At 65.2% G+C, this 25018-nt stretch carries 22 protein-coding genes; 16 read left to right on the forward strand and 6 right to left on the reverse strand.

The window, feature by feature from the left end:
- Positions 1–5: 5 nt before the first annotated feature.
- The 6 genes from AC6H0W_RS03455 (at position 6) to ilvD (ending at position 6319) form a co-directional block, all read left to right on the forward strand.
- Complete coding sequence (locus AC6H0W_RS03455) at positions 6–1358, forward strand: amidohydrolase family protein (RefSeq protein WP_497575720.1); 1353 nt, start codon at positions 6–8, stop codon at positions 1356–1358.
- 16 nt (positions 1359–1374) lie between these two features.
- Complete coding sequence (locus tag AC6H0W_RS03460; RefSeq protein ID WP_497575721.1) at positions 1375–2118, forward strand: aspartate/glutamate racemase family protein; 744 nt, start codon at positions 1375–1377, stop codon at positions 2116–2118.
- A 2-nt stretch (positions 2119–2120) separates the two neighbouring features.
- Complete coding sequence (locus AC6H0W_RS03465) at positions 2121–2537, forward strand: DUF3830 family protein (protein WP_497575722.1); 417 nt, start codon at positions 2121–2123, stop codon at positions 2535–2537.
- Positions 2538–2626: 89 nt separating this feature from the next.
- On the forward strand, positions 2627–3871 hold the full coding sequence (gene zigA, locus AC6H0W_RS03470) for a zinc metallochaperone GTPase ZigA (protein ID WP_497575723.1): 1245 nt from the start codon (positions 2627–2629) through the stop codon (positions 3869–3871).
- Between the two features lie 187 nt (positions 3872–4058).
- The gene (locus tag AC6H0W_RS03475; protein WP_497575724.1) at positions 4059–4487 is read left to right on the forward strand and encodes an FKBP-type peptidyl-prolyl cis-trans isomerase; all 429 of its coding nucleotides are present in this window, start codon (positions 4059–4061) and stop codon (positions 4485–4487) included.
- 155 nt (positions 4488–4642) lie between these two features.
- Positions 4643–6319, forward strand: a complete 1677-nt coding sequence (gene ilvD / locus AC6H0W_RS03480) for a dihydroxy-acid dehydratase (RefSeq protein WP_497575725.1) — start codon at positions 4643–4645, stop codon at positions 6317–6319.
- Between the two features lie 966 nt (positions 6320–7285).
- Here the strand turns inward: ilvD and ltaE are convergent.
- The 6 genes from ltaE to AC6H0W_RS03510 all read right to left on the reverse strand — a co-directional run bounded on the left by ltaE (position 7286) and on the right by AC6H0W_RS03510 (position 13768).
- Positions 7286–8365: a low-specificity L-threonine aldolase gene (gene ltaE / locus AC6H0W_RS03485; protein WP_497575726.1), complete on the reverse strand. Its 1080-nt coding sequence runs from the start codon at positions 8363–8365 to the stop codon at positions 7286–7288.
- A gap of 375 nt (positions 8366–8740) precedes the next feature.
- Positions 8741–9514: an enoyl-CoA hydratase/isomerase family protein gene (locus AC6H0W_RS03490; protein ID WP_497575727.1), complete on the reverse strand. Its 774-nt coding sequence runs from the start codon at positions 9512–9514 to the stop codon at positions 8741–8743.
- Between the two features lie 49 nt (positions 9515–9563).
- Positions 9564–10847, reverse strand: coding sequence for a TRAP transporter large permease (locus AC6H0W_RS03495; protein WP_497575728.1), 1284 nt, complete (start codon positions 10845–10847; stop codon positions 9564–9566).
- Complete coding sequence (locus tag AC6H0W_RS03500) at positions 10844–11368, reverse strand: TRAP transporter small permease (RefSeq protein WP_497575729.1); 525 nt, start codon at positions 11366–11368, stop codon at positions 10844–10846. The genes AC6H0W_RS03495 and AC6H0W_RS03500 overlap by 4 nt, the downstream gene beginning before the upstream one ends.
- Before the next feature lie 80 nt (positions 11369–11448).
- Entirely contained in the window at positions 11449–12441 is a 993-nt protein-coding gene (locus AC6H0W_RS03505) for a TRAP transporter substrate-binding protein (RefSeq protein ID WP_497575730.1), read from the reverse strand.
- An 88-nt stretch (positions 12442–12529) separates the two neighbouring features.
- Entirely contained in the window at positions 12530–13768 is a 1239-nt protein-coding gene (locus AC6H0W_RS03510; RefSeq protein ID WP_497575731.1) for a pyridoxal-phosphate-dependent aminotransferase family protein, read from the reverse strand.
- 127 nt (positions 13769–13895) lie between these two features.
- On the opposite strand from AC6H0W_RS03510, the gene AC6H0W_RS03515 reads away from it, so the two are divergent.
- From AC6H0W_RS03515 to AC6H0W_RS03560, 10 genes are all read left to right on the forward strand, one after another.
- A complete protein-coding gene (locus AC6H0W_RS03515; RefSeq protein WP_497575732.1) occupies positions 13896–14588 on the forward strand; it encodes a GntR family transcriptional regulator in 693 nt (230 codons plus the stop codon).
- A complete protein-coding gene (locus AC6H0W_RS03520) occupies positions 14585–17626 on the forward strand; it encodes an FAD-binding and (Fe-S)-binding domain-containing protein (RefSeq protein WP_497575733.1) in 3042 nt (1013 codons plus the stop codon). Before AC6H0W_RS03515 ends, AC6H0W_RS03520 begins: the two co-directional genes overlap by 4 nt.
- A gap of 82 nt (positions 17627–17708) precedes the next feature.
- The gene (locus AC6H0W_RS03525; protein ID WP_497575734.1) at positions 17709–19226 is read left to right on the forward strand and encodes a malonate--CoA ligase; all 1518 of its coding nucleotides are present in this window, start codon (positions 17709–17711) and stop codon (positions 19224–19226) included.
- Positions 19227–19320: 94 nt separating this feature from the next.
- Positions 19321–20085, forward strand: a complete 765-nt coding sequence (locus AC6H0W_RS03530; protein WP_497575735.1) for a 2-keto-4-pentenoate hydratase — start codon at positions 19321–19323, stop codon at positions 20083–20085.
- A gap of 115 nt (positions 20086–20200) precedes the next feature.
- The gene (gene def, locus AC6H0W_RS03535; protein ID WP_497575736.1) at positions 20201–20725 is read left to right on the forward strand and encodes a peptide deformylase; all 525 of its coding nucleotides are present in this window, start codon (positions 20201–20203) and stop codon (positions 20723–20725) included.
- 237 nt (positions 20726–20962) lie between these two features.
- A complete protein-coding gene (locus AC6H0W_RS03540; RefSeq protein ID WP_497575737.1) occupies positions 20963–21295 on the forward strand; it encodes a hypothetical protein in 333 nt (110 codons plus the stop codon).
- A gap of 260 nt (positions 21296–21555) precedes the next feature.
- Positions 21556–22257, forward strand: coding sequence for an ABC transporter permease (locus AC6H0W_RS03545; protein ID WP_497575738.1), 702 nt, complete (start codon positions 21556–21558; stop codon positions 22255–22257).
- On the forward strand, positions 22250–22978 hold the full coding sequence (locus AC6H0W_RS03550; RefSeq protein ID WP_497575739.1) for an ABC transporter ATP-binding protein: 729 nt from the start codon (positions 22250–22252) through the stop codon (positions 22976–22978). The genes AC6H0W_RS03545 and AC6H0W_RS03550 overlap by 8 nt, the downstream gene beginning before the upstream one ends.
- Positions 22960–24084, forward strand: a complete 1125-nt coding sequence (locus AC6H0W_RS03555) for a putative sulfate/molybdate transporter (protein ID WP_497575740.1) — start codon at positions 22960–22962, stop codon at positions 24082–24084. Before AC6H0W_RS03550 ends, AC6H0W_RS03555 begins: the two co-directional genes overlap by 19 nt.
- 70 nt (positions 24085–24154) lie before the next feature.
- Positions 24155–25015 (forward strand): alpha/beta hydrolase, encoded by an 861-nt coding sequence (locus tag AC6H0W_RS03560; protein WP_497575741.1) that lies wholly within the window; start codon positions 24155–24157, stop codon positions 25013–25015.
- Positions 25016–25018: the final 3 nt, after the last annotated feature.

Below are 25018 nucleotides of genomic sequence, written 5' to 3' on the forward strand. Positions count from 1 at the left end.
ACGCCATGACCGCAGCACTTGCCGATCTGGTGATTCATGGCGCGCGCGTGGTCACGGTCGACTCCGCGCTGGGCGAGATCGCCGACGCGCTGATCGTGGTGCGCGACGGCCGCTTTGCCGAGGTCGCCGCGCGCGACCCGGCCAAGCCGCTGCCGCCGGCACGGCGCACGCTGGACCTCACTGGCCACGTCATCACGCCGGGCTTCGTCAACGTGCACACCCACACCATCCTCACCATGGTGCGCGGTGTGGCCGAAGACATGGGCTTCGCGCCTGCCTACACGCCCGGCGTGCCGCACGGCCACGAAGTCACTGAACAAGAAGCCGTGGCGCTGGCGCGCCTTGGCGCCGCCGAGTGCCTGCTGTTCGGCTCCACGTTGATCAATGACAGCTACGTGCATGCCGACCTTACCCTGCCGGCAATGGGCGAGCTGGGCATGCGCGTGATCACCTGCGGGCGCATTCACGACGTGGATTTCTCGCGCGTGCATGAAGGCGTGTGGGAGCACCGCGACGAGATCGGCGACAAGACGCTGGGTGAGGCCGTGGCGCTGTGCGAGCGCTGGCGTGGCAAGTTCGACGGCCGGTTGGGCTTCGAATTCGCCGCGCATGCGCCGGACACCTGCTCGCGCACGCTGCTCAAGAAAGTTGCGGCCGAGCGCGACCGCCTCGGCGTGAACGTGAACGGCCACCTGTCGCAAAGCCGCAAGGAAAATGCCCGCGTGCAGGAGCGTGACGGCATGACGCCGACCGAGCTCATCGAGGACGTGGGCCTGCTCGACCACCGCTACACCGCCGCGCACTGCATGTACGTGTCGGACAGCGATCTCGAGCGCATCGGCCGGGCGCACATCAACGTCGCCCACGTGCCGCGCGGCAACGCGCAGGGCGGGCGTATCGCCCCCACCAGCCGGCTGCGCCGCGCCGGTGCCAACATCGCGCTGGCCACCGACAACATGCATGGCGACATGATCGAGGTGATGCGCTGGGCGCTGATGGTCGGCCGCATCCAGGAAGAGCGCATCGACGACTTCTGGCAGCCGCATCACGTACTCGAAATGGCCACCATCAACGGTGCCCGCGCGCTCGGCCTGCAAGACCAGATCGGCTCGATCACGCTCGGCAAAAAGGCCGATCTGGTGGCCTTCGATTTCCGCCGCCCGCATCTCGTGCCGCACATCGAAACGCTCGGAAATCTGGTGCACTGTGCGCAGGGCCGCGACGTGGCGCTGGTGGTGTGCGATGGTGATGTGGTGGTCGAAGGCGGGCGCTTGGTGCACGCCGATCAGGACGCCATCCTCGTCGACGCGCAGGCCGCCTCGGAAGCGCTGTGGGCACGTGCCCGCGCGCAAGTCTGAAAGGAAACCACGCAACATGAAGCTCCTCATCATCAACCCCAACATCTCGCAAAGCGTCACCGACCTGATTGAGGCTGAAGCGCGTCGTACCATCGCCGCCAACACCGAGCTGACGATGCGCACCGCGCCCTTCGGCGTGGCCTACATCGAGACGCGTGCCGAAGCCGCAGTGGGCGGCTTTGCCGTGCTCAACGAACTGGCCGAGCACTACGCGGGCCACGATGCCGCCATCGTCGCCGCGTTCGGTGACCCTGGCCTCGCGGCCGCGCGCGAGATGCTGCCGATTCCCGTGGTGGGCATGACCGAGGCCGCGCTGATGAGCGCCTCCATGCTCGGCGGGCGTTTTTCGATTGTCGCCATCTCGCGCCGCATCCGCGCCTGGTATCAGGAGACGGTCGACATGCACGGTCTGTCGAGCCGGCTTGCCAGCATCCGTTGCCTGGATGAGGCGCTGCCCAATATCGGCACCGTGCAGGCCGACATGGGTCCGCAGTTGCTGGCGCTGTGCGAGGCCGCCATCCGCGAGGACGGCGCCGACGTCATCATCATCGCCGGTGCACCGCTGGCCGGTCTGGCGCGCACCATTGCCGACCGCATTCCGGTGCCGGTGGTCGATGGCGTTTCCAGCGCCGTGCGTCATGCCGAATCACTCGCCGCGCTGGCGCCGCGTGGCGGTTCGGCCGGCAGTTACGCGCCGCCGCCGGTGAAAGACTGGAAAGGCCTGTCGCCCGCTCTGGGCAAGCTCATCGGGCGCAAGTGAGCATGGCGCGCATCCGCATCACCGCAGGCGAGCAGGTTTTCGTGGCCGAGACGGTGGCTGCAGCGCCGAAGACCGTCGCGGCCTTTCTCGGTCTGCTGCCGTGGCGCACGCAATTGATTCACGTGCGCTGGAGCGGCGAGGGCTGCTGGGTGCCGCTGGGTGATTTCGAGCCGGGCTTTGGCTTCGAGAACGCCACCGCCCATCCGGCTCCGGGCGAGGTGCTGTTCTACCCCGGCGGCTACAGCGAAACCGAGGTCATCCTGGCCTACGGCGCCTGCAGCTTCGCCAGCAAGCTCGGCCCGCTGGCGGGCAACCACTTCCTGACCATCGTCGAAGGGCGCGAACACCTGCGTGCGCTGGGCGAAAAGGTGCTGTGGCAGGGCGCGCAGGACGTGCTGTTCGAACGCCTCGACGACTGAGCCGCGAGGCTTCTTCCCCGCTCCGGGGTCGTATTCATGAATGCAACAATATATCATCGCATTTGTGACGACTTTTCCCGGAGCCTTTCATGACGACTACTGCCCCTGATTCCGCCCTCCGCCGCCTGCCGGTGACCGTGCTGTCCGGCTTTCTCGGTGCCGGCAAGACCACGCTGCTCAACCATGTGCTGAACAACCGCGAAGGCCGCAAGGTGGCGGTCATCGTCAATGACATGTCGGACGTGAACATCGATGCGCGGCTGGTGCGCGACGGCGGTGCGGCGTTGTCGCGAGCCGAAGAAAAGCTGGTCGAGATGTCTAACGGCTGTATCTGCTGCACGCTGCGGGAAGACCTGCTGGTGGAGATCCGCCGCCTCGCCGACGAAGGGCGTTTCGACTACCTGCTGATCGAATCCACCGGCATCTCCGAGCCACTGCCGGTGGCCGAGACCTTCACCTTCCGCGACGAAGACGGCCGCAGTCTGTCCGACATCGCGCGCCTCGACACCATGGTGACGGTGGTCGACGCCTGTAACTTCCTGCGCGACTACGGCTCGCACGACTTTCTGGCCGACCGCGGCGAAAGCCTGGGTGAAGAGGACAACCGCGCGGTGGTCGACCTGCTGGTCGAGCAGATCGAGTTCTGCGACGTGCTGGTGCTGAACAAGATCGATCAGGTCAGCGATGAACAGCGCGAGCGCCTGGCGGCCATGCTGCGTGGTCTCAACCCGCGCGCCGACATCGTGTATTCCGAATTCGGCCGTGTGCCGCTCGAGCGCGTGCTCGACACCGGCCGCTTCGACTTCGAGCAGGCCGCCAACGCGCCGGGCTGGCTGCGCGAGCTGCGGGGCGAGCACACGCCGGAAACCGAGGAATACGGCATCGCGAGCTTCGTGTACCGCGCGCGCCGCCCCTTCCACCCACAGCGCTTCTTCCGGTGGATCAACGAAGACTGGCCCGGCGTGGTGCGCTCCAAAGGCTACTTCTGGCTCGCCAGCCGGCTTGATCTGGTGGGCAGTTGGTCGCAGGCGGGTGCGCTCACGCGCCATGAGCTGGGCGGCCTGTGGTGGGCCGGCGTGCCGCGCGAGCACTGGCCGCAGGATGATGACAGCCTGGCCAACGTCCGCGCGCGATGGGTCGAGCCCTTTGGTGACCGCCAGCAGGAGCTGGTGATGATCGGCATGGGCATGGACGAAGCGGCGCTGCGTGCCGGCTTTGATGCCTGCCTGCTGAGCGACGCGGAGATGGCCGCCGGGCCGGGTGCGTGGGAGCACTTCGACGACCCCTTTCCGCGCTGGATGATGCGTGAAGAGGAGGCGCAGGAGGCCGTCTGAGCGGCGTGCATGCAGCAGACGATTTCTGCCGCGATGTACGTCGAAAACGAGTGATCATGCCGTCATCTGACCGCCCGCGGGTTAGCCATGTGGGGGCGGTTGCTGTATGGTATTGCCCTTACGTGCTTCACCCGCCGCATGCGCAAACGGTGGAGTTTCGGCTCACGCACGCATACAGGAGGTGCTCATGGCACAAGTCAAAGACGGCGATACCATCCGCGTTCATTACACCGGCAAGCTTGATGACGGCACGGTGTTTGATTCCTCGGTCGGCAAAGATCCGCTCGAGTTCAAGGTTGGCTCCGGCCAGCTGATCCCCGGCTTCGAGAAGGCCGTCACCGGCCTCGCCGCGGGCGAGAAGACCACCGCCCAGATTCCGTCGGGCGAAGCTTACGGCCCGCACAGCGCCGAAGGCGTGATCGAAGTGCCGCGCGGCAACATCCCGGCCGAGATCCAGCTCGAAATCGGTCAGCAACTGCAGATGCAGACGCACGATGGCCGTCCGGTGCCGGTGCGCGTGATCGGCATCGAAGAAGCGTCGATCACCGTTGACGCCAACCACCCGCTGGCCGGCAAGGACCTGACCTTCGAGATCGAAGTCGTCTCGATTGCCTGAGGCATTCGCCGCCGCATGACGAAAGGCCGGGACGTGAGCCCGGCCTTTTGCGTTAACGGCTGCAATTCACGGCTCGAAGCCGACTCTTTCGGTAAAATCCGGTGTTTTGTCGCGGCAGGCCTGCGGCAATCGATCAACCCGTTCAGGAACACGCCATGACCACCGACAAACGCCGCAAGTATTCCGCCGAAGTCGTCGACGGCATCAGCAAGGCGCCCGGCCGCGCGATGCTGCGCGCCGTGGGCTTCACCGACGAGGATTTCAAGAAGCCGCAGATCGGCATCGCCTCGACCTGGAGCAACGTCACGCCGTGCAACATGCACATCAACGGCCTCGCCGAAGAAGCTGCGCGCGGCGCTGATGCGGCCGGCGGCAAGGGCGTGATCTTCAACACCATCACCATCTCCGACGGTATCGCCAACGGCACCGAGGGCATGAAGTACTCGCTGGTGTCGCGCGAGATCATCGCCGACTCCATCGAAGCGGTAGCCGGCTGTGAGGGCTTTGACGGCCTGGTCACCATCGGTGGCTGCGACAAGAACATGCCGGGCTGCATCATGGGCATCGCCCGCCTGAACCGCCCGTCGGTGTTTGTGTACGGCGGCACCATCAAGCCGGGCAAGAACCACACCGACATCATCTCGGTGTTCGAGGCAGTCGGCGCCCACGCGCGCGGCACCATGACGCTGAAGGAAGTGAAGGACGTCGAAGACACCGCCATCCCCGGCCCCGGCTCCTGTGGCGGCATGTACACCGCCAACACCATGGCCTCGGCCATCGAGGCGCTGGGCATGAGCCTGCCGGGCTCGTCGGCGCAGAACGCCGTGTCGAGCAACAAGATGGAAGACTGCCGCCGCGCGTCCGAAGCCGTCATGAAGCTGCTCGACCTCGACATCAAGCCGCGCGACATCATGACGCGCAAGGCCTTCGAAAACGCCATCACCGTAATCATCACGCTGGGCGGCTCGACCAACGCCGTGCTGCACCTGATCGCCATGGCGCATTCGTGCGACGTGGATCTGTCGCTGGATGACTTCACCGAAATCGGTAAGCGCACCCCGCTGCTGGCCGACCTGCGCCCGTCAGGCCGCTTCATGATGAGCGAGCTGGTGGAGATCGGCGGTATTCAGCCGCTGATGAAGATTCTGCTCGATGCCGGCATGCTGCACGGTGACTGCATGACCGTCACCGGCAAGACCCTGGCCGAGAACCTCGCCAGCGTCGCGCCATACCCGGCCGGTCAGGAAATCATTCGCCCGCTCGACAAGCCGATCAAGAAAGACAGCCACCTGCGCATCCTTTACGGCAACCTCGCCCCCGGTGGCGCGGTGGCCAAGATCACCGGCAAGGAAGGCACGCAGTTCACCGGCAACGCGCGCGTGTTCCACTCCGAAGAGGAAGCGCTTGACCGCATCCTCGACGGCACGGTGGTGGCGCACGACGTGCTGGTGATCCGCTACGAAGGCCCCAAGGGCGGCCCCGGCATGCGCGAAATGCTCAGCCCGACCTCGGCCATCATGGGCAAGGGCCTGGGCAAGGACGTGGCACTGATCACCGACGGCCGCTTCTCGGGCGGCAGCCACGGCTTCGTGGTCGGCCACATCACGCCGGAAGCGGCGGAGGGTGGCCCGATCGCGCTGGTTGAGACCGGCGACAAGATCACCATCGATGCTGACAACGATGTGATCACGGTGCACATCGACGACGCCGAAATGGAGCGCCGCCGCGCCAACTGGAAGCCGATGCCGCCGCGTTACACGCGTGGCGCCTTGGCCAAGTTCGCCAAGACGGCCTGCTCTGCTTCCGAAGGGGCTGTGACGGACAAGTTCTGATCGCGGTTGCGATGAATAGGAAAACGCCACGGGAGACCGTGGCGTTTTTTTGTGCTCGTGAGTATGGGCCGGGCTGGTTTGGCTGCTTTGTGGTTTTGGGCTGTTTTTGGGGGAGTTCGTTGTGTAGGGCTTGACTGGCCGGGACTCGCCCCGGCGGGCGACCTACTTTCTTGTGATGCAACAAGAAAGTAGGCATTGAGTGCACCCCGCATCCGCGCCCCTTCGGGGTTCCCTCGCTTCGTGGGATTTCGCCGGCCGGTCCTGAACTCGCTTCGCTCAAGCAGCAGGACCGGACAACTCCGTCGAAATCCCCCTGCGCTCGGCGCTTCTGAGGGGAGGATGGGTGCGCGCGGTGCGGCACGTTTTTTTTTGGGTAGTTGGGTTGGGCTTTGGGTTTGTTCGTAGTGCCATTCGGAAGCGCAGAGGTGCCGAGTGCACAACCGCTCTACCGTCATTGCGAGGAGCGCAGCGACGCGGCAATCTCGCAGCGCGTGCAAGTGGCAGAGTCACTGGATTGCCGCGCTGCGCTCGCAATGACGGGTAGAGGCGCAGCGCCAAAGAAAATGGCTTCCGCCTCAGCGCACGTCGTGTGTACCCATCCCTTCTGAGCCGCTGAGCGCAGAGTGCTCACGGCGGGGCTCTCCGGCCTTGCTGTTTGAGCGGCACGCGAGTTTGCAAGGCCGGCCGCCGGGAGTGCTCGAAGCGAAGGGACCCCGAAGGGGCGGCGAGGAGGGCGCGTTTCTTTGCCTACTTTCTTGTCGCGCGACAAGAAAGTGGGTCGCCCGCCGGGGCGAACTCCCGGCCGGTCAAGCTCAAAGCAACGAACTCCCCTAGCACAGCAAATCCCCGTTGGACTTGGCTCAAAAAATGAGCGCGCGCTCAAGGGGCTGGGCTGGGCTGGGCTGGGCTGGGCTGGGCTGGGCGGGAGCGAGCCGTGCCGCCCAGCCGTGCTCACCGCGAGCACCCTCAAAACGCAGCCACCACCTCGACGGCGCGCTCGACATCCTCCCGCGTGACATCCAGGTGCGTGATCCAGCGCACGCGCTGCACCTTCTTCGTGCTCGACTGATACGGCCCGCCCGAGACCTTGATGCGGTGCTTGCCCAGGTGGGCAAGAAGGGCGTCGGAAATTTCCGGCGAGACGTCGATGAACAGAATGTTGGTGTTGGCGTCCGGCACCTCGACCTTGCCGGCGAGCTTGGTGTTGCCAGCCACGGCCTGGCGCAGGCCATCGGCCAGATGGCGTGCGTTGGCGTGGTCGTCGGCCATGCGGCGCACGTTGTTCTCCAGTGCGTAGATGCCCGCGGCGGCCAGCATGCCGGCCTGGCGCATCGAGCCGCCGAGCATCTTGCGCACGCGCTTGGCTTCGGCGATGAAGGGCTTGCTGCCCAGCACCAGCGAGCCGACCGGCGCGCCGAGGCCTTTCGACAGGCACAGCGACAGTGAATCCCAGCCGGCGCAGATTTCGTGCGCACGGTCCATCGGGTGTCCGCCATCCTGCTCGACGCGCGCCACCGCAGCGTTGAACAGACGCGCGCCGTCGATGTGGGTGACCAGCCCGCGGCGTTTGGCCAGCGCCAGCACCTCGCGCATGTAGGCGGGCGGGAGCACTTTGCCACCGGTGGTGTTCTCGAGCACGACGAGGCGCGTGCGTGCGAAGTGCGGGTCGTCGATCTTGATGGCGCCTTCGATGTCGCCGAGTGCGATGGTGCCGTCGGGCTGGTTTTCCAATGGCTGCGGCTGGATCGAGCCGAGCACGGCCATGCCGCCGGTTTCCCAGCGGTAGGTGTGCCAGTGCTGGCCGACGATGGCTTCGTCGCCCCGTGCGCAGTGGCACATCATGGCGATGGTGTTGGTCTGCGTGCCGCTCGGGGCGAACAGCGCGGCCTCGAATCCGAGCAGTTCGGCGGCCATGTCCTGCAGGCGATTGACGGTGGGGTCGTCGCCCAGCACGTCGTCGCCGAGCGGGGCATCGATCATGGCCTGCTTCATTTCGCGCGAGGGCTGGGTGACGGTGTCGCTGCGGAAATCGAGAGTCTTGTTCATTGTCGTGATGGGGTTGGGTGGATCAAATAGGCACATGCCGTCTCGCGGGGCTTGTGCTGCTGAATGCCTCGACCGGTCGGGATTTCGCCTCGGCGGGCGACTTCCTTTCTTGCTGCGCGGCAAGAAAGGAAGCATCGAGCCCGCCCTCTTCACCGCCCCTTCGGGGTTCCTTCGCTGCGAGCACTCTACGCTCAGCGGCTCAGAAGGGGGGCGCCTTCCAGAATGGCAATGCCATTCCCGTAGGGCGGATTAGCGCAGCGTAATCCGCCGGATGATTGGCCAATACGGCGCAATGCACTTCGCTTATTGCGCCCTACGGTCTGCGCCTCTACCCGTCGCTGCGCTCCTCGCAATGACGACAGGGCGGCTGTGTGCTCAGCGACCTTTCCACTGCGGGCTGCGTTTGCCTACGAAGGCGTCGACGCCTTCGCGGAAGTCTTCGCTGCCGTAGCAGGCGTGGATGAGGTCTTCGCCGTTGGGCAGGCTGTGGTTGGTGAGGCGGCGCATGCCTTCTTTCACCGTGCGCTGCGTGATTGGGGCCAGCGCGGCAAGGCGCGACACCAGTTTGGCGGCCACTGCGTCGAGTTCGGCGGCCTCGCTTACCTGCTGCAGGTAGCCGCATGCCAGTGCCTCGGCCGCGTCGGGCATTTCGGCCAGCATCAGCATGCGCTTGAGGCGTTGCTGGCCGAAGGCTTCGGTCAGGCGTGCCAGGTTGGGAATCGACAGGGTGTTGCCCAGCGTGCGGGCAATCGGCAGGCCGAAGCGTGCGTTGGGTGTGGCCACGCGGAAGTCGCAGGCGGTGGCAATCGCCAGCCCGCCGCCGACGCACCAGCCTTCGACGATGGCCACGGTGGGCATCGGTAGGCCTTCGAGCAGGCCGATGCAGGCGTCGATCTTGCGTTCGTAATCCACGCCGGCGTCGCCGTCGAAATCGCGGAATTGTTCGATGTCGGTGCCGGCCACGAAGGCTTCGCCGCCGGCGCCGCGGAAGGTGACCACGCGAACGGACGTGTCGTCACGCAGGCGTTCGCACAGTTCGCCGAGTTGGGCATACATGGCCCAGGTCATGGCGTTGCGCGCCTGCGGGCGGTCGAATGTCACCGCGGCCACACCGGCCTCGATGGCGAAATGAACAGTGCCGTCACTCATGGGGAATCTCGTGAAAACGGCCCCGGGGCGTGCCCGGGGCCGGGTTGCATCAACGGTAGAAGGTTTCCACCAGGTACATCGGGATGGCCGGAACGTAGGTGACCATCATTAGCAGGAAGAACAGCACGCCGATGAAGGGCAGGTTCACCTTGGTCACCTTCCACATGTCGGCCTTGGCGATGGAGCACGAGGCGGCCAGCACCGAAGCCACCGGCGGGGTCTGCTGACCGATGCCGAGGTTGAGGGTGACGATCAGGCCGAAATGCACCGGATCAATGCCCACCGCATTCACCAGCGGCATGACGATGGGTACCACCAGGATAATGGCTGCTGCGGAGTGCAGGAACAGCCCGCACACCAGGAAGAACACGTTCAGCATCATCAGGACGTAGTACTTGTTGTCCGTCAGCGAGGTCATCCATGCGGCGATCTGTTGCGGCATCTGCAGCTCGGTGAGGACGTGGCCGAGTACGGCCGACGAGGCCACCAGCAACATCACCACCGCGGTCTGGATGCCGCCGTCGAGCATCGACTCGTACAGGTGGCGCCAATTGAGTTCGCGGTAGATCACGCCGCCGATGAAGAGCGCCGCTAGCACTGCCAGCGCTGCGCCTTCGGTGGCCGTCACCCAGCCGCCGAAGATGCCGCCAAGGATGATCAGCGGCAGCAGGAAGGCCCAGCCGGCGTCCTTGCCAGTCTGCTTCAAGCGCTGCCAGCTGAACACCTCTTCGACCGGGTAGTTGTAGCGCACCGCGTACCAGTAGGCGAGGCCGAACATCATGGCGCCGCCGAGCACGCCCGGCACGATGCCGGCCACGAAGATCTGCACCACCGAGGCGTCGGCCATGACGGCATACAGAATCATCGGGATCGACGGCGGAATGATCACCGCCAGCGTTGCCGAGGACGACGTCACGGCCGCGGCGAACTCTTTCGGGTAGCCGTTCTTCTTCATCGCCGGGATGAGGATCGAACCCATCGCGGCCACGTCGGCCACCGCCGAGCCGGAGATTTCGGCGAAGAACAGCGAAGTGCCGATGTTCACCATCGCCAGGCCGCCCTTGATGCAGCCGAAGATGGCCGAAGCAAAGGCGATCAGGCGGCGTGACAGGCTCGACGAGTTCATGATGGCCCCGGCCAGGATAAACAGCGGAATCGCCAGCAGCGGGAAGTTGGTGGCGCCCGAGAACATGGTGATGGCCGCCGACAGCAGCGAATCGCTGCCATGTGCCAGCACCATGGTGACGGTGGCGGTCACGCCCAATGCCACGCCGATGGGCACGTTGATCAGAATCAGGGCCAGCAGGCCCAGGAGCATCAGGATGCCGGTCATTTTTTCAGTGCCTCCTCGAGTTCCCGTTCTTCGGCATCGACGATGCCCTTGCCGCGTGCCTGGGCAAGCACGTCAGGCAGGCTGAGCAACTGCGCGATGACGAACAGCACACACCCGATGGGGATGACCGACTGCGTGAGCTGCACCGGAATGCTGGGCAGGCTCACCATGGTGTCGCCCTGAAGGATCACGAGCACCTGGTAGCCGTACCAGGCCATCACCGCGAAGAACACGATGATGATGACTTCGGCAAGCAGCACAACGGGGACACGCAAGGAAGGCTGGAACGAATTGACCAGACCGGGGAAGCCGATGTGGGCGCGTTTGAGTGCGGCCAGCGCGGCGCCGTAGTAGGTCAGCCAGGCCAGCAGAATGGAGGCCCCCTCGTCGTACCAGACGAGCGACCAGCCCATTTTTCGGTAGAAAACGCCCATCAGCACGATGACTGCGAGCGAACCGAGGAGGGTAATGACGATGGTCGTCATCACCCGGTCGAACAGGGTTCGTAGCGTAGTGAGCACGATTCGTGAATCCTGGAGAATGAGGCGGTGAAACCTTGCGGCCCTGCCGGCTGCACGCCGACAGGGCTCGCAGCGAGCGCTTACATGCCGGCGCCGAGCTCGATGGCCTTATCGACCAGCTTGGAACCGTCCGGGACGGCTTTGCCGAACTCTTCATACACGCCTTTGCTGGCTGCGATGAAGGCGTCCTTGTCGGCTTCATTCACCTTGGTGCCTGCCTGAGCGATCTTCTCCAGCAGCTCTTCGTCGAGGCGGGCAGCCGTCTCATACACGAAGGGCTGAACGTCTTTGGCGGTTTTCGCCAGGATTTCCTGCACTTCTTTCGGCAGCGACTCGAACTTGCGCTTGCCCGCCGTCAGATAGGCCGGGGTATACACGTGGCCGGTCAGCGAGATGAACTTCTGCACCTCCTGCAGCTTCGACGAGTAGATCTGCGTGAACGGGTTCTCCTGCCCGTCCATCACGCCCGTCTGCAGCGCCACGAAGACTTCCGACAGCGCCATCGGTGACGGGTTGGCGCCGTAGGCCTGGAACATCTTCACGCGCCAGATGCCCTGCGGCACGCGCAGTTTCAGGCCTTTCATGTCTTCCGGCTTGACGATCGGGCGCACGTTGTTGGTGACGTGGCGGAAGCCGTTTTCCCACACGCCGAGAATCTTGTAGCCCTTGTCCTCGACCATCGGGGCGAGGGTCGGCCACAGCACCTCGTTCTCGATCTTCTTCATGTGCTCGCGGTTCTTCACCAGATACGGCATTTCGAACATGCCGAAGGCTTCGACCGTGGACGTCATGACCGTCGAAGGCAGCGCCAGCTCGAGTGTGCCGAGGCGCAGCTTCTGCATCATTTCGGCGTCCGAGCCTTGCTGGCTGGAGCCGAACACCACGACCTTGCCGCGATTGCCGAGGCGCTCGTTGGCCACGCGGGCGAATTCATTGGCAGATTGCTCGAACAGCGAGCCCGGCCCGCCGACGTGACCGAGTTTGACCTCGACCTGGGCATGTGCGGTGGCAGTCAGACCGCCCGCTGCCATCGCGAAAACCCCTGCGGCGATGATTCTCTTCATCTTGAACATGCTTGTGTCTCCTCTCTTTGTTGTTACGTCGATATCTTTCGACTGCCCCGCCGGGGTGGTCCCCGGCGGAGGTGCTGCAAATGCCTGCTCAGGCCGCGACCTTCAGTCCGGATTGTTGCGGGTGGGCCATGAAGTACTCCATGGCGGCTTGAACACCACTGCCCGCCAGCTTCACGCCGGCCAGCTTGAGGCCCATCTCGACGCCTGACAGCGTGGCCATCAGCGTCAGGTCGTTGCAGTCACCCAGGTGGCCGATGCGGAACATGCGGCCCTTGACCTTGCCCAGACCGGTGCCCAGCGACATGTCGAAGCGTTCGTAGATCAGACGGCGGATGGCATCGGCATCCACGCCTTGCGGCGTGATCACGCCGGTCAGCACCGGGGAATACACGGCTGCGTCAGCGCACTGCACCGGCAGGCCCCAGGTCTCGACTGCCTTGCGCACGCCTGCGCCCCAGCGTTGATGACGCGCGAAGACGTTGTCCAGCCCTTCGCCCAGCAGCATCTCGACCGCTTCGTGCAGGCCGTACAGCAGGTTAGTGTTGGGGGTGTACGGCCAGTAGCCCGTCTTGTTGCCTTCGAGGATTTCGTCCCACGCCCAGTAGGCCTTGGGCATGGTGGCCTTCTTGCTGACCTCGATGGCCTTGGGCGAGATGGCGTTGAAGCTGATGCCCGGCGGCAGCATCAGGCCCTTCTGCGAGCCGGAGACGGTGACGTCAACGCCCCATTCGTCGTGGCGGAAGTCCGCGCAGGCCAGGCCCGAGATGGTGTCGACCATCAGCAGCGCCGGGTGCTTGGCCGCGTCGATGGCGCGGCGCACGGCGGCGATGTCCGAGGTGACGCCGGTCGAGGTTTCGTTGTGCACCACGCACACGGCCTTGATCTGATGGCTGCTGTCTTCGCGCAGGCGCTTTTCGATCAGGTCAGCCTGCACGCCGTTGCGCCACGTTACCGGCAGGCCGGTGTCGTCGGTGCCCGGCAGGGACAGAAACTCGGTCTTAACACCCAGGCGCGAAGCCATCTTGTGCCACAGCGACGAGAAGTGGCCGGTTTCGTACATCAGCACGAGGTCGCCGGGGTTGGTGACGTTCACCAGCGCGGCTTCCCACGCGCCGGTGCCGGACGCCGGGTAGATGATGACCGGGTGCTTGGTCTTGAAGATCTTCTGGATGCCGGCCAGCACCTGCAGGCCGAGCACGCCGAATTCGGGGCCACGATGGTCGATCGTCGGCAGGCTCATCGCCCGCAGGATGCGGTCGGGTACGGGGCTCGGGCCGGGGATCTGCAGAAAGTGCCGGCCGCTGGGATGTGCATCAAGGTTCAACATTCAGGTTTCCTCCAAACGGTACGCTCAGTTTTGCATACAAAATACGTTTGTCAACCAAACTCTGTTTATCAGCGGCTATAATGGCCTCGCGTACCCACGCCAATTTGCATACAAAATTAAGAAGACCATGAACAACATCGTCTCTATCCCGCGCCAGTCGCTGCATCAAGAAGTGGCGAACCGGCTGCGCCAACGCATCATCGAGGGCGACATGGCCCCCGGTGTCAAACTCAACGAACGCGAGCTGTGCGAGGTCATGAACGTTTCGCGCACGCCGCTGCGCGAGGCCATCAAGATGCTCGCCGCCGAAGGGCTGGTCGAACTGCTGCCGAACCGCGGCGCGGTGGTTGCCCAGCTCGACGAGCAGGACGTGTTCGATACCTTCGAGGTGATCGCCGGCCTTGAAGGCCTGTCCGGCGAACTGGCGGCGCGACGCATCACCGACCAGGAGCTGGCCGAGATCCGCGCGCTGCATTTCGAGATGTGCGCCGCCCACGCGCGACGCGATCTGCCCACCTACTACCGGCTCAACGCTGCCATTCATGAACGCATCAATGCCGCCGCCCGCAACCCGGTGCTGGCGCAGACCTGGCGCACGGTGAATGCGCGCCTGCAGGTGCTGCGCTTTCGTTCCAACCTTGATGGCGGCAAGTGGGATCAAGCTCTCGACGAGCACGAAAAAATGGTCGAGATGCTCGCCACGCGCGATGCCGAAGGCCTGCGTGCGCTGCTCATCACTCACCTGCTGGTCAAGCGCGACACGGTCATCGACCTGATGCGCTCGGGCCGGCTGCACCCGGCGAAAAAGGAAAGCGAATGAACAAGCCGTTGCCGCTCGAAATCACCCGTGACAACGCGCATACCGCAACGAGTGAACTCGCGCGTCGCGGCACGCCCGAAGCGGCCGATCTGGCGCGGCGGCTGGCGGCAGAAACCACCGGTGAGGTGTTGTTCGACCCCGCTTCGCGCGGGCGCTACGCTACCGATGCTTCGATCTACCAGATCATCCCCACCGGCGTGTTCGTGCCGAAAACGCCGCAGGACGTGGCCACCGCCATCGACATCGCGCGCGATCTCAAGGTGCCGATCACCTCGCGCGGCGGCGGCACCTCGCAGTGCGGTCAGACCATCGGCGCCGGGCTGGTCATCGACAACACCAAGTACTTGCGCAAGGTGCTGGATTTCGACGTCGAGGCTGGCACGGTCGAGGTCGAGCCGGGCATCGTGCTCGACCACCTCAACGCGCAATTGAAGCCGCACGGCCTGTGGTACCCGGTGGATGTGTCCACTTCGGCACAGGCGACGCTGGGCGGCATGGCCGGCAACAACTCCTGCGGCAGCCGTTCGATTGCCTACGGCAACATGGTGCACAACGTGCTGGGCGTGAATGCCTGGCTGGCGGACGGCTCGGAACTGGCGCTCGGCCCGGTCGATGGCCTGGGCGACAAGGAGCGCGTGCTCGCCGACTATGTGCGCGGCCTGGTCGACACCCTGCACCCGGAAATCGAAGCCATGTGGCCGCGCGTGATGCGCCGCGTGGCGGGCTACAACCTCGACGTCTTCCATCCGATGAGCGAGAAGCCCTACACCACCGACGGCAGCGTGAACCTCGCGCACCTGCTGATCGGCTCGGAAGGCACGCTGTCGGTCACGAAGAGCCTCAAGCTCAAGCTCTCGCCGCTGGCTAAGTCCAAGGTGCTGGGGGTGGTGAACTTCCCGACCTTCCCCAAAGCCATGGATTCGGCCCAGCACATCGTCAAGCTGGGGCCGACCGCCGTGGAACTGGTCGACCGCACGATGATCGAGCTGTCGATGAACAACCCGGCCTTCCGCCCGGTGATCGAGACCGCGCTGATCGGCAAGCCCGCGGCCATTTTGCTGGTGGAGTTTTCCGGTGATGACCGCGCCGCGCTGCTGCGCCAGTTGCAGCAACTGGTCGAGCTGATGGGCGATCTGGGCCTGCACGGCAGCGTCGTCGAAATGCCCGACGAAACGGCCCAGAAGGCGCTGTGGGAAGTGCGCAAGGCCGGCCTCAACATCATGATGAGCCTCAAGGGCGACGGCAAACCGGTGTCTTTCATTGAGGACTGTGCCGTACCGCTGGAGCACCTGGCCGAATACACCGACGGCCTCACCGAAGTCTTCGCCAAATACGGCTCGCGCGGCACCTGGTATGCCCACGCCTCGGTCGGCACGCTGCACGTGCGGCCGATTCTCGACATGCGCCGCGACGGTGCCAGCAAGATGCGCGCGATTGCCGAAGAGGCCGCCGCACTGGTGCGCAAGTACAAGGGCGCCTACAGCGGCGAGCACGGCGACGGCCTGTGCCGCGGGGAGTGGATCGAGTGGCAGTTCGGCCCGAAAATCAACGACGCCTTCCGCGCGCTGAAGAACCACCTCGACCCCGCCAACCTGCTCAATCCCGGCAAGATCATCGACCCGCCGAAGATGACCGACGACAGTCTCTTCCGCTATCCGCCCACCTATCGCACCATCGACCTCAAGCCGGTGTTCGACTGGTCGGCGTGGGATGTGCAGAACGATCCGGTGACGGAGGAAACCACTGCCCCCGGCACCGGCGGCGACACCACGCACGGCTTCGCCAAGGCCGTCGAGATGTGCAACAACAACGGCCACTGCCGCAAGTTCGACGCCGGCACCATGTGCCCGAGCTACCGCGTCACGCGCGACGAAATGCACCTCACGCGCGGCCGCGCCAACACCTTGCGCATGGCGCTGTCGGGCAAGCTGGGTGACGACGCGCTGACCGGTGATCTGGTCAAGGAAGCCATGGACCTGTGCGTCGGTTGCAAGGGCTGCAAGCGCGACTGCCCCACCGGCGTGGACATGGCCAAGATGAAGTACGAGGTGCAGGCCCACCGCGCGCGCCGCTTCGGCGTATCGTTGAAAGACAAACTCATCGCCCACGTGCCGGCCTACGCCGGCATCGCCAGCAAGCTGCCGTGGTTGTTCAACCTGCGCGACACGATTCCCGGCTTCGCCGCACTCAGCGAAAAGATGCTCGGCCTGTCGGCGCAGCGCAGTCTGCCCAAGTGGCGCAGCGACACCTTCTGGCGTGAGGCGCGCAAGCTGCGTCTGGCCAGTCGCGAAGAGGTGCTGGCCGCTGACAAAGGCGTGGTGCTGTTCGTCGATACCTTCAACGGCTTCCTCGATTCCGAGAATGCCGTGGCCGCCGTGCGCGTGCTGCAGGCGGCCGGGTACTCCGTGCATGCGGCGCAGGGCAAGAGCGGCGGCAATCTGTGCTGCGGCCGCACCTACCTTGCCGCCGGCATGATGGATGAGGCGCGCGACAATGCCTCCAAGCTGCTTGCCGCGATGCTGCCGTTCGCCGAAAAGGGGCTGGCGATCGTCGGGCTGGAGCCGTCCTGTCTGCTCAGTCTGCGTGACGAGATGCTGGTGATGGGCTTTGGCGATACGGCAAAGAAAGTGGCTGCGCGCGCGCAGCTCTTCGAGGAGTTCATCGCCGCCGAAGCAAAGGCTGGGCGTTTCCAGCTCAAGCTGCGCGCCGCCGGCAAGCCCATCAAGGTGCACGGTCATTGCCACCAGAAGGCCTTTGCCGCGGTGGCGCCGGTGCTCGACGTACTGCGCATGATCCCAGATGCCAAACCCGAGTTGATCGAATCCTCATGCTGCGGCATGGCCGGCGCATTCGGCTACGAGGCTTCGCACTACGAGGCGTCGATGAAGATGGCCGAGCTTTCGCTGTTGCCCGCCGTGCGCAGCGCGCCGGATGCCATCATCGTGGCCGACGGCACGAGCTGCCGGCATCAGATCGCCGACGGTGCCCAGCGCAAGGCGTTGCACGTGGCGGTGGTGCTGGCCGAGCATTTGAACTGATTTCCGCGCGCTGGCGGTGTTTGACCCCGGCAGCGCGCGCGAACCATACTTCGAACCCCGGAAACTCGCGAACTTCGACGAAATGCAAAACAAAAACCTGTATCTGACGCTGAAAAGCGGTTTTCCCGAATCCCCCGACGCTCCGGCGCTGGAGACCGAATCGGGTGCCGTCCACACCTACGGCGAGCTGGATCGCGTCAGCGCGCGTTACGCCAACCTGATCGCCTCGCTCGGCGTGCTGCCGGGCGACCGCATCGTGGTGCAGATCGACAAGTCACCCGAAGCGCTGTTTTTGTACCTCGCCTGCCTGCGCGCCGGCGCCATCTTCGTGCCGCTCAACTCGGCCTACCAGCGCAAGGAACTGGCCTACTTCCTGGCCGATGCCGAGCCGCGCCTGGTGGTGTGCAGCCCGTCGCACGAAGACCTGTTCCTCGACCTCGCCGCCGAGGCCGGCAACCCCGGCGTGCTGACGCTGGGCGACCACGGTAACGGCACCGCGCCCGAGCGTGCGTCGACCATGTCGAACCACTTCGACACGGTGCAACGCGCTGACGATGACCTCGCCTGCATCCTGTACACCTCGGGCACCACCGGGCGCTCCAAGGGTGCGATGCTGACGCATCTGAACCTCGCCTCCAACGCGCAAACCCTGCACAAATACTGGGGCTTCGTGCCGGGCGATGTGGTGTTGCACGTCCTGCCCATCTTCCACGCCCACGGTCTGTTCGTGGCCTGCCACTGTGCGCTGCTCAACGGCAGCCTGATGCTGTGGCAGCCGCGCTTCGACGCCGACAAGGTGCTCAAGCTGCTGCCGCGCGCCACCGTGTTCATGGGCGTGCCGACACTGTACACACGCCTGCTCGAGCAGGAGGGTTTCAACCGCGAGCTGTGCGCTCACATGCGCCTCTTCGTGTCCGGTTCGGCACCGCTGCTGGCGGAAACCCACCGCGAATTCGAGCAGCGCACCGGGCAGGCCATTCTCGAGCGCTACGGCATGACCGAGACGGTCATGCTCACCTCCAACCCGTATGACGGCGAGCGTCGCGCCGGCACGGTGGGCTTCCCGTTGCCGGGCGTCGAGCTGCGCATCGTCGACGGCGCTGGCAAGCTGCTCGGGCGTGACGAAACCGGCCACGTTCAGGTGCGTGGCCCGAACATCTTCCCCGGTTACTGGCGCATGCCGGAGAAAACCGCGGAGGAGTTCACCGAAGACGGCTACTTCCGCACCGGCGATCTGGGGCTGGTCGATCAGCGCGGCTACGTGCATCTGGTGGGCCGCTCGAAAGACCTCATCATCACCGGCGGCTACAACGTCTATCCGAAAGAGATCGAAGGCTGGATCGACGAAATCGAAGGCGTGCGCGAGTCGGCCGTGATCGGCTTGCCGCACCCCGATTTCGGCGAGTCGGTGACGGCCGTGATCGTGCCCGAGCCGGGCGCGCAGATCGACGAAGCAGCCGTGGTGGCGCGTCTGAAGGGCGAGCTTGCGAATTTCAAGGTTCCCAAGCGTGTGTTCTTCCTTCCCGAGCTGCCGAGGAATACGATGGGCAAAGTGCAGAAGAATGTTCTGCGCGACACCTTTGCACGACAGGTTGATTAACAGGCGCCCAAGGTCGCCCGAACCTGCCGCTCCGGCGGTCGGCAACAGGTAACTGGCAGCGCCACAATGCCGGACCACCGGCAGGAGAGGAGCCATGGACAAGCAAGCCATTCAACGCGCCGCCGAGGCGCTGCTCGACGCTCGTGAGCGTGTCGTGTTGCTGAAGGCCTTGCCGCCCGGTTGTGAGCCGGCCGACTTTGCCGAAGCCTATGCCATCCAGGATGCCGTCTCCACCGCCCTGGGCCCCGTCGGGGGCTGGAAAGTGGGCGCCAAGGAGCCGGGCGCAGAGCCCACCTGCGCACCGATGCCGGCGGGCGCCATCTACGCCTCCGGTCACCGCATGCCGGCTTACCGTGCGGGGCAGTGCGGCATCGAGTGCGAAATCGCCGTACGCATGAAAGCCGACCTGCCGCCCATCGGCCGCCCGTACACGCATGAAGAGGTGATGGCGGCCATCGGCACGGTGCATCCGGCCTTCGAGATCGTCACCTATCGCCTCGCCACGCACGCCCACCAGAGCCGCGTGATCCTCGCTGCCGATGCCTTCGGCAACGGAGCCTTCGTGTATGGCGACGGCCGGGCCGACCTCGTCGGCATGGATCAGACCCAGCAACGCGCCATCCTCGATGCCGATGGCGAACATTGGGTGGACAAGGTTGGTGGCAACCCGGCGGGTGACATCTTCCGTCTCGTCACCTGGTTGGCCAACCACGTGGCGGTGCGTGCCGGCGGCCTGAAGGCTGGGCAGTTCGTCACCACCGGCAGCTGCACCGGCATGCTCTTCGTTGATGGTGGCGAAGCGCTGCGCGCCGATTTCCCCGGTCTGGGGGTCGTCGAAATGGACATCACCGCCAAGTAAATCCGGCGCAAGCCGGTTGAAAGCTCCGGGCCAGGTGCTGCGCGCCTTGCCCGGTTTTTTTTCGTGCGTGTAGTCTTCACGCCCTGCACCTCACGTGCGTACCGGAGATTTCAGCATGGCCGTCCGACCGATTCTCAAGATGGGTGACCCGCGCCTGCTGGTGCCGGCCGAGCCGGTCACCGAGTTCGATACGCCCGAACTGCACGCGCTGATCGACGACATGTTCGACACCATGGCCGCGGCGGGTGGCGTCGGTTTGGCGGCGCCGCAAATCGGCGTCGGCCTGCAGCTCGTGATCATGGGTTTCGAGCGCAGCGAGCGTTACCCCGACGCTGCGCCGGTGCCGCAGACCATATTGCTCAACCCGGTGATCACGCCCTTGTCGGACGAAATGGAAGATGGCTGGGAGGGCTGCCTGTCGGTGCCCGGCATGCGTGGTCTGGTGCCGCGCCACACGCGCATCCGCTACACCGGCTTCACGCCGCAGGGCGAGCCGGTCGACCGCATGGTGGATGGCTTTCACGCGCGTGTCGTGCAGCATGAATGTGATCACCTGTTCGGCATGCTGTACCCCATGCGTATTCGGGACATGAGCAAGTTCGGCTTCACCGAGGAATTGTTTCCGGCGGTTAAGCCCTGAGCCCTTGCCAGCAGTGGCGCACGGGCCGTCCGCATGCCGGCCGCCGGTGCGTTCAACGCGGTCGGGGCGCTGCGCGCAGCAATTTTTCGGCAGCGGCTGCATCGAGTTGCGGCCGGGGCTTTTGCTTGCTGTAGCCTGCCTGCCTCCAGTTCGCGCTTACGTCCTTGCACATTTGCGATCCCGCCGCGTGCCTCCTGCGTGGCCTAATGGGGGTGCCGAATTTCAGGAGATCAGCGAATGACCAAACGTGATTCCGAAACCACGGATAACCGTCTCGAACAGGGCCCGGCCACGGCGGCCCCCAGAACCGAGGACCGCTCGGAGCTGGTGAAATCCAGCAAGCCGGGCTCCCCGCCTGCCGAAAAGAGCGAGGCGGAGATGTACGAACCCGCCACCAAGAAGATTCTGGAAGGCGATGCCTACGGTGCGGTGGGCAACGATGAACCGCACGCGGGTAACGCCGAGCGCCAGGAGCCAGCCACCGGCGTGGGCAAGAACAACCCCGAAGAGGGCAGTACCTCGCGCGGCCGGAAAGACGGCGGCATTGACCGCAAGCGCCCGAAGGACTGAAGTCGGGCGCGGCAGGGCAGGCATATGCCAGCCCCCGCCATCTGAAAAAGGCCAGCGAGATGCTGGCCTTTTTCATGCGCATTTCCAGGGTGTGAGGTGGCTGTGCGGCGCGCCGTGGCGTGTTCTTTGCCGCGGGCGAGGCTTTCCGCCTCGTCCTATGCAATGGATTACATATTGTCCCTATGAACGACGCCTCTTAGAGTACGGCGCCGGGCTGGGTTGAAGCTGCCCGCATTCTTCCTGCCCACGGCTGAGCGTACATGTCCGTTTTCTCCACGTTTTCAGACGCCTTCGCGTTGCTGATGACCTTCGATGCCCGCGTGGCGGAAATCGTCTGGTTGTCGGTGCGCGTCAGCGGCGGCGCGGTGATTCTCGGTACGCTCATCGGCCTGCCGCTCGGCGCCTGTCTCGCCATCGGTCGCTGGCCCGGCCAGCAGGTGGCCTCGGTCTTCATCAACGGCATGATGGGCGCGCCCTCGGTGGTCATTGGCGTCGTCGTCTATCTGCTGTTGTCGCGCTCCGGTCCGTTCGGTCAGTTCGGCCTGCTGTTCAGCCCCAGCGCAATGATCATCGCACAGACCATTCTGGTGGTGCCGCTGATGGCCGCCATCGCACGCCAGGTGATCGAGGACGTGTGGCTGCGTTACGCCGAAGAGCTGCGCGTCATGCGCTTCAACTGGTGGCATTGCCTCACCACGCTGATCTACGACTGCCGCTACTCGCTGCTGGTGGCGGTGCTGGCTGGTCTGGGCCGCGCCATGAGCGAAGTGGGCGCGGTGATGATCGTCGGTGGCAACATCGACGGCCTCACCCGCGTCATGACCACCGCCATTGCGCTCGAAACCAGCAAGGGCGATCTGCCGTTGGCGATTGCGCTGGGCATGGTGCTGATCACCGTCATCCTGGTACTCAATGCCATCGCCTTTGCGATGCGTTCATGGGCGATGAAGCGCTATGGCTGATTCAGCGATGTTCCGCGTGCGCCTGTCGGGCGTGAGCTTCCGGCCCAATGGGCGGCAGGTGCTCGACGGCGTCGACCTGGAGCTGGGTGGCGAGGGCATCACGCTGGTGCTCGGCCCCAATGGTGCCGGCAAGAGCGTGTTGCTGCGCACCCTGTGCGGCTTGCTTGAGCCCTCCGCCGGTACGCTCGAATGGGCCGGCGGCCCGCGCCCCAAGGCCGGCGTGATGATGGTCTTCCAGCATCCGATGATGATCCGTGCATCGGTGCTCGAGAACGTCGCGCTGGGGCTCAAGCCGCTGGGCGTGCCGCGCGCCGAGCGCCACCGGCGCGCACGTGAAATCCTTCAGCGCGTGGCCTTGGCGGACCGCGAACAGGACAGCGCACGCCACCTTTCCGGCGGTGAGCAGCAGCGCCTCGCGTTGGCGCGTGCCTGGCTGACCAAGCCGCGGCTGCTGCTGCTCGACGAGCCCACAGCCAGCCTCGACCCCTCGGCCACCGCCGAGGTCGAGCGCATCATCCGCGAGATCCGTACCGACGGTACGCGCATCGTCATGACCACCCACAACCTTGGGCAGGCCACGCGGCTGGGCGACGACGTGGTGTTCCTCAGTGCCGGCAAAGTGCGCGAGCACACGCCGATGCAGCGCTTCTTCGCCCGCCCGGCCTCGGAAGAGGCGCGCCTCTTCATTCAGGGCGAACTGCCATGGCGCATGCCCCTGTAAGCCGCCCGCTGCGCGAGATCAACGGCGCCTGTGGCGACATCGGCACCTTCCTGCCATACGCCGTCGGCGCCGTCACGGTCGGGGGCTTAAGTGCCGTCGGAGTGTTCTTCGGCTTCGGCGTCGCGCTGATCGCCGCCGGTCTGTTCTATGGCCTGCCGATGGCGGTGCAGCCGATGAAAGCCGTCTCGGCGGTGCTGCTCACCTCGGGTCTGACGCCCGGTGAGGTGGCGTTGTCGGGCCTCATCATCGGCGCCACGTTCTTGTTGCTCGGACTTACCGGTGGGCTGAGCTGGCTGGCCCGTCACATCCCGCGTTCGGTCACGCTGGGGCTGGTGCTGGGTCTCGGCCTCGCCATGATGTGGCTGGGCGTCACGCTGATGTTCGGATTGCCGTGGCTGGGGCTGGCGGCACTGGCCTTCGGGCTGGCTGCGGCGTTTGTCACGCGCCTGCCCTTGCTGGCATTGGGTGTGCTGGCGGTGCTCGCTGCGCCGTGGCTGATTCCGGGTCTGGAGGCGCCCACGCTCGGTGGGCTGGGCTTGGCGCTGCCGCAACTCGTGATGCCTGCATGGTCCGACCTGCCGCGTGCCCTCGAGTACGGTGTGCTGCCGCAGATTCCGCTGACGGTTTCCAACGCCATCGTGGTGACCGCTGCCGTCAGTGCGTCGCTCTATCAGGAGCGTGCTGCACGGGCTACCGAGCGCAACCTTTCGGTCACCACGGGCCTGGGCAACCTCGTATTGGCGCCGCTGGGTGCTTTGCCCATGTGTCATGGCGCGGGCGGCGTCGTAGCCCAGCATCGCTTCGGTGCTCGCACGGCGGCGGCTCCGTTGCTGCTTGGCGGTGTGCTGCTCGCCGCCGCGGTGTTTGCCGGCGATTCGGCCGCGGCCTTACTTGCGGCCTTCCCGCTCCCGATCGCTGGCGCTTTGCTGGTGATTGCAGGCGCCGATCTGGCGTTCTCCAAACGCTTGCTTGAGATCCGTGCCGACTGTTGGCCGGTAGTGATCCTCACTGCCGCCATTGCCTTCGCCTTCAACCCCGCATGGGCGTTGGTGGCGGGCATCTGCATGGACACCGTGCGGGGTTGGCGAGCGCGCCAGATACATTGAGCATCAACCCGCTGGGAACGGTTCTCGTACAGTGTCTCTCTGAACCTGCTCTCGAAGCCTAGGAACCACCATGCTGAAACTGCTCGGCGCCGGCGCTGCTGGCTTGTTGCTCATGCTCCTCACGGCCTGTTCGCCGCTGCGCCTGATCAATGCGCTGGGCACCGGCGAAGATGCGCGTGAAACGCGCGGCATTGCGTACGGCGAGGGCGACCGGCGCATGCTCGACGTGTATGCACCGTTTGATGCAAGCGAAGCGCCCGTGGTGGTGTTCTTCTACGGTGGCAGTTGGCGAGGCGGTTCGCGTGCCGATTACGCTTTCGTCGGTCATGCGCTGGCGGCGCGCGGCATCGTCACGGTGATTCCCGACTACCGCGTGTATCCCGAAGTGAGCTACCCCGATTTTCTTGTGGACAGCGCGCAAGCCGTGGCCTGGGCCTTGCGCGAGGTCGGCGCCTACGGCGGAGACACGCAGCGCGTCTTCGTGATGGGCCACAGCGCCGGTGGTTACAACGCGGCCATGATGGCGCTCGATGCACGCTGGCTCGAAGCCGCCGGCAGCCGCCCGCAGGCGCTGGCCGGCTGGATCGGCCTGGCCGGGCCGTACGAATTCCTCCCCATCATCAACCCGCGCGTGAAGCCGGTGTTCCATCACCCCGACACTCCGCCCGATTCGCAGCCCATAGTGCATGTCACCAGCGCTTCACCGCCTGCGCTGCTGATCGCTGCCGCCAAAGACGTTCTCGTCGAGCCCGAGCGCAACACCGGCGCCATGGCCGAAAAGCTGCGTGCCGCGGGGGTGCCCGTGAGCGAGCACTATTTCAAGCGGGTGGGGCATTCGACACTGATCGGATCACTCTCGCCGCCGCTGCGCCGTTTTGCGCCGACGCTGGATGAGATTGATGCTTTCGTGAACCGCACCGGGCGTAACTGACCG

It is taken from the genome of Pseudazoarcus sp. NS20, assembly GCF_059703745.1.